The 6,278-nt window shown below is 63.5% G+C and carries 3 protein-coding genes; 1 reads left to right on the top strand and 2 read right to left on the bottom strand.

Going from position 1 to position 6,278, the window contains the following annotated elements; genetic code table 11:
• Both BKY26_RS08185 and BKY26_RS08180 read right to left on the bottom strand, forming a co-directional pair.
• Positions 1 to 2,578: vWA domain-containing protein (locus tag BKY26_RS08185; protein ID WP_071689914.1), on the bottom strand; the 2,578-nt coding region annotated here is incomplete at its 3' end.
• Positions 2,579 to 2,662: 84 nt separating this feature from the next.
• A complete protein-coding gene (locus BKY26_RS08180) occupies positions 2,663 to 3,025 on the bottom strand; it encodes a rhodanese-like domain-containing protein (RefSeq protein WP_071689913.1) in 363 nt (120 codons plus the stop codon).
• Between the two features lie 255 nt (positions 3,026 to 3,280).
• Here BKY26_RS08180 and uvrA point away from each other — a divergent pair, with 255 nt between their 5' ends.
• Positions 3,281 to 6,139: an excinuclease ABC subunit UvrA gene (gene uvrA / locus BKY26_RS08175; protein ID WP_071689912.1), complete on the top strand. Its 2,859-nt coding sequence runs from the start codon at positions 3,281 to 3,283 to the stop codon at positions 6,137 to 6,139.
• Positions 6,140 to 6,278: the final 139 nt, after the last annotated feature.

Below are 6,278 nucleotides of genomic sequence, written 5' to 3'. Positions count from 1 at the left end.
GGTCGGGTTCCGCCATCGCGCCCACGCCGATGAAGTCATTGCGGTAATCCGGGCCTTCCCAGGTCACCAGAACCGTTGACCCCGCTTCGGCGCTGTCAGGCGCCTCCAGACGGGCACCCACATCGGTCACGGTGATGGGGTGGCGCGCAATGACCGTGCGGTCCTGATTGACGAAATAGCGGATCTCGTAGTCACCCGGTTCCGTCGGCATGACCAGCGCGGCAGGGCTGCCATCGCGCGTATAGGCGTAGTTCGTGTAGCGATCCGGTTCCGCCATCGCGCCGACGCCGATGAAGTCGTTGCGGTAGTCCGGTCCGGTCCAGTGAACCTGAACAGTGGACCCGGCCTCTGCGGTCGAGGGGGCCTCTAGCGTGGCAATCACATCGGTCACGGTGATAGCGTGCCGGGCAATGACCGTGCGGTCCTGATTGATGAAATAGCGGATCTCGTAGTCACCCGGCTCCGTCGGCATGACCAGCGCGGCAGGGCTGCCATCGCGCGTATAGGCGTAGTTGGAATAGCGGTCGGGTTCCGCCATCGCGCCGACGCCGATGAAGTCGTTGCGGTAATCCGGGCCGGTCCAGACCACCTGAACGGTGGACCCTGCAACGGCGGTGGTGGGGGCCTCCAATGTCGCCTCGACATCAGTCACGGTAATCGCATGGCGCGCGATAACCCGGCGGGTCTGGTTCAGGAAATAGCGGATCTCGTATTCACCGGGTTCCGTCGGCATGACCAGTGCGGCGGGGCTGCCGTCGCGCGTATAGGCGTAGTTCGTGTAGCGGTCGGGTTCGCTCAGTGTGCCCACGGCGATAAAGTCGCTCTGATAATCCGGCCCGGTCCAAAAGACCTGCACGGTCGATCCCGCAACAGCCGTGGCCGGGGCCTCGATCGTGGCGACGATGTCCGTCACCTCGATCCGCCGCGTCCCGATCACCTCTTCATCGACCTGCATCAGATAGCGCAGTTCATAGATGCCCGGCTCGCTCGGGGCTTGCAGGCTGACGGGGTTGCCTTCGCGCGCGAAGCTGCGGCCAAGGGTACGGGTTTCCCCCGGCTCTGCAATCACGATCTGGTCGGGCTCATATCCCGGCCCGGTCCAGCCGACGGCAAAGGTGCTGCCGATCTCGACAGATTCCGGGGCCTCCAGCGTGGCGGTTGCCGGGGTGACATCCAGCATCCTCGTGGCCAGCACCCGCTGCGTGACCCCGTCGATATAACGAAGCTGATATTGCCCGGCCTGAGAGGGCACGCGCAGGGGCAGGGGATTGCCCTCGCGCACGAAGGCGCGGGAGGCGTGTGTCTCGTTCGAGGGCGCCACGGCGGCGATCACGTCGTTTTCGCCGCCCGGTCCGTCCCAGATAACCTCGATGGTCGAGCCTGCCACGGCGCTCAGCGGCGCTTCCAAAGTGGCGGGCAGGGGCAGGGCGCGGATCGTGCGTTCGGCCAGCACCCGGTTCATCGCCGGATGCACATATTGCAGCAGGTAGTCGCCGGGTTGATCGGGCAGCGTCATCATCAGCGGATTGCCGTCGCGCGGGAAGACCTGAACGAAGCTTTGCGACCGGTCGGCGGTGGCCAGCAGAATATAGTCCTCCGCCGCGCCGGGACCGGTCCAGCCCACGGGCACCGATGTGCCGATGACGGCCTCTTCCGGCGCGGTCAGGCTGGCCTCGGGGACAAGTTCGGGCAGCTCGAAGATGAACTCCTGCGGGCCGGGCAGGGCAACCGTGATCGGCCCGCCATGCTGCGTGCCGGTGACCACGCGGGTCAGCCAGACCTGATAGTTGCCCGGCGGCAGAGCGGTCTGAATGATCGGCTGCTCGGTGCGCCCCATCACGACAGCGCCGTTCGCATCGAAGATTTCCCACAGCAGCGGCGACACGGGCGCGCTTTGCCCCGGCACCACCACGGCGCGCAGGGTCACATCCGTCAACGGCGGCGGGGTCGGGGCCACGGCCACCTGGCTCAGCGCATCGGCCAGCTCCTCGGCATTCGACGCGGTCAGGAAGCGCCCGCCGGTGTTTTCGGCCAGGCATTGCAGCTCAGCAATGCCCTCGGGTTCGTCCACGTCGAAGCCGATCACATGGGCGGTAAAGTCGATCCCCGCCTCTTCCAGCGCACGGCCCACGGCGCAAGGGTCCGCATCGCAGGTTTCGCGCCCGTCAGAGACAAGGATCACCGTCGCCGCATTCTCGGTGTAGCGCAGCTCCTCGGCGGCCTGAATCACGGCGTCTGACAGGGGCGTGCGCCCTCTCGGGTTCACCGAATTGACGATCCGCGCAATCTCTTCGCGGTTGTTCAGCCCCGGCGGCACCATGGTTTCAATATCGGTACAATCCCCGCGCCGGTTGTGGCCGTACATGGTCAGGCCCAGTTCCATATTGTCCGGGATCTGGGTCAGGAGGTCGGAAATCACCTCTCGCGCGATGACGATCTTGTTCACCCCGTCGATCTGCCCCCACATGGAATTGGAGGCATCAAGGACAAGGATCGTGGCCGGATTGTCGTTGCTCTGCGCGGACACAGGCAGAACGGAGAGGAGCGACAGCAGCAGGGCAGTGAGAAGCGTGCGCATGGGGCATCCCGAAACATGAAGGTAAAACAATACCCTCATGCTACGCGAAAAATGCGTCTCTCGCCAAGTGGTCAGTTGCGGGGCTCAGTGCCCGACAGTGCCGCCCGCCATCTGCCAATTAGCCAGCCCGCCGAGATTGTAGACCTCTTCCAGACCCATCTGCCGCAGCATGCGAACCGCCATCTGCGACCGGCTGCCAGAGGCACAATAGAGCACCACGGGCTTGCCCGCCCGAAATTCCGGCAATTGCTCAGGCGAGGCCGGATCGGCCTTCATGCGCAGGGCGGCAAGCGGCACATGCAGGGCGCCCTTGGCTTTTCCGGTCGCTTTGACTTCTGCGGGTTCCCGAATATCGACGATGGTGATGCGACCTGCGTTCGAGTCGCTGACCGCCTTCTGCGGCTCATAGGCGAGGCTGGGTCCGTTGGATTGGAAGAAGCCGAACATGGCATACCCTCAAAGGTTTTAATGTTGTCATTGTCAATTAAAGGCGTTTTCCGAATTTATCAAGACTGATCTCTGCAATCGCCCTGCCTGTCTGCGAAATCACGCAGATGTGACCAAGACGGCGGCATAACGGCGTCGCAATACGCTCAGAACATAGCGGCCTGTGGATAAAGTTCACATAATGTTCTCAGTTTTTAGTTGGAGACTCACCTGCGCTCAACTATCTCTTAACCAACACATCCCCCGGGGGCAGGCATGGCCGAGCTGAAGAAAATCGAAGTGCGCGGCGCGCGCGAGCACAATCTCAAGAATATCGACGTCGACATCCCGCGCGATGAGCTTGTGGTGATTACTGGTCTCTCGGGGTCCGGCAAGTCCTCCCTCGCGTTTGACACGATCTACGCCGAGGGCCAGCGCCGCTATGTCGAATCGCTCTCCGCCTATGCCCGCCAGTTCCTCGACATGATGGAAAAGCCCGATGTGGACCATATCAGCGGCCTTAGCCCTGCGATTTCCATCGAACAGAAGACCACGTCGAAAAACCCCCGCTCCACCGTCGGTACGGTGACGGAAATCTACGACTATCTCCGCCTGCTCTTCGCCCGCGTCGGCACGCCCTATTCTCCCGCCACCGGCCTGCCGATCGAGGCGCAGCAGGTGCAGGACATGGTCGACCGGGTCATGGCGATGGAGGAGGGCACGCGCGGTTACCTGCTGGCCCCCATCGTGCGCGACCGCAAGGGCGAATACCGCAAGGAAATGCTGGAGCTGCGCAAGCAGGGCTTTCAGCGGGTGAAGGTGGACGGTGCGTTCTACGAACTCGATGAACCGCCCACGCTCGACAAGAAATTCCGCCATGACATCGACGTGGTCGTGGACCGGATCGTGGTCCGCGAGGGTCTGGAGACGCGGCTGGCCGACAGCCTTCGCACAGCGCTCGACCTCGCCGATGGCATCGCGATCCTCGAAACCGCGCCCCGCGAGGGCGAGCCCGAGCGCTTCACCTTCTCCGAGAAATTCGCCTGCCCCGTCAGTGGCTTCACCATCCCCGAAATCGAACCGCGCCTCTTCTCCTTCAACGCCCCCTTCGGCGCATGCCCCTCTTGTGATGGCCTCGGGGTCGAACTGTTCTTCGACGAACGGCTCGTTGTCCCAGACCAGACCCTGACGCTGGAAGACGGCGCGCTTGCCCCCTGGCGCAAGGGCAAATCTCCCTATTTCCTGCAAACCATCGAGGCCATCGCCAAGCATTACGGCTTCGACCCCGCGACCCCGTGGAAGAAACTGCCCGCCAATGTGCAGCAGGTCTTCCTGCGCGGCTCGGGCGAGGAGGAAATCCCTTTCCGCTACGACGATGGCGGCCGCGTCTACCAGGTCACGCGCACCTTCGAAGGCGTCATTCCCAACATGGAACGCCGCTATCGCGAGACCGACTCTGCCTGGATCCGCGAAGAATTCGAACGCTACCAGAACAACCGCCCCTGCGGCGCCTGCGGCGGCTACCGCCTGCGGGAAGAGGCGCTGGCGGTCAAGATCGCCGGCCTTCACGTCGGACAGGTCGTTCAGATGTCGATCAAGGAAGCCGCCCAATGGTGCGCCACGGTCCCCGACAGCCTGACCAACCAGAAAAACGAGATCGCCCGCGCGATCCTGAAGGAAATCCGCGAACGGCTCGGCTTCCTCAACAATGTGGGCCTCGAATACCTGACCCTCAGCCGCAACGCGGGCACGCTGTCGGGCGGTGAAAGCCAACGCATCCGCCTTGCCTCCCAGATCGGCTCCGGCCTGACGGGCGTGCTTTACGTGCTCGATGAACCCTCCATCGGCCTTCACCAGCGCGACAATGACCGGCTGCTGACGACTCTCAAGAACCTGCGCGATCAGGGCAATACGGTGATCGTCGTCGAACATGACGAGGAAGCCATCCGAGAGGCTGATTATGTCTTCGACATCGGCCCCGGCGCAGGCGTCCATGGGGGCAGGGTGGTGTCGAAAGGCACCCCGGCAGAGATCGCCGCCGATCCCGCCTCGCTGACCGGCCAGTACCTTTCCGGCGCCCGCGAAATCGGCATCCCTGCGGAACGCCGCAAAGGCAACGGCAAATCCGTCCGCGTCGTCAAGGCCACGGGCAACAACCTGCAAAACGTCACCGTCGATTTCCCGCTTGGCAAATTCGTCTGCGTCACGGGCGTGTCGGGCGGCGGCAAGTCCACGCTCACCATCGAAACCCTGTTCAAAACCGCCTCGATGAAACTCAATGGCGCCCGCCAGACGCCCGCGCCCTGCGAAACGGTGAAGGGCCTCGAACATCTCGACAAGGTCATCGACATCGACCAGCGCCCCATTGGCCGCACCCCGCGAAGCAATCCCGCCACCTATACCGGGGCCTTCACGCCCATTCGTGACTGGTTTGCAGGTCTGCCGGAAGCACAGGCGCGCGGCTACAAGCCGGGTCGCTTCAGCTTCAACGTCAAGGGCGGGCGGTGCGAGGCCTGTCAGGGCGATGGGGTGATCAAGATCGAGATGCACTTCCTGCCCGACGTCTACGTCACCTGCGAAACCTGCAAAGGCGCGCGCTACAACCGTGAAACGCTGGAGATCAAATGGAAAGGCAAGTCGATCGCCGACGTGCTCGACATGACGGTCGAGGATGCGCGCGACACGTTCAAGGCCGTCCCCGCGATCCGCGACCGGATGGAGGCGCTCAGCCGCGTCGGGCTCGACTACATCAAGGTGGGCCAGCAGGCGACGACGCTGTCGGGCGGCGAGGCGCAGCGGGTGAAACTCTCGAAGGAACTCAGCAAACGGTCGACAGGTCGGACGCTCTACATCCTCGATGAACCCACGACCGGATTGCATTTCGAAGACGTCAAGAAGCTGCTCGAAGTGCTCCATGAACTGGTCGATCAGGGCAACACGGTGGTTGTGATCGAACACAATCTCGACGTGGTGAAAACCGCCGACTGGATCATCGACATCGGCCCCGAAGGCGGCGATGGCGGCGGTACGGTCGTGGCCGAAGGCACCCCCGAACAGGTGGCCGAGGTCGCCGCCAGCCATACGGGCCGCTACCTCAAACCGATGCTGCAGGGCCGGACTCTCGCTGCCGAATAACCCTTCTTCTTTGCCCAAATACTCCCGCCGGAGGCATCCTGACGTCACCACCAGGCCGGTCATCCGGTCTGGCACACCATCCCTCACCACGCCTCCGTGGCAACGCGGACCGACGAGGCCTCCGGCGACAGCCGGGGGG

The organism is Nioella sediminis (assembly GCF_001879695.1).
GTDB lineage: Bacteria > Pseudomonadota > Alphaproteobacteria > Rhodobacterales > Rhodobacteraceae > Nioella > Nioella sediminis.
The sequence above is the reverse complement of the archived record's forward strand: the minus strand, read 5'-3'. Positions and strand labels throughout refer to the sequence as shown.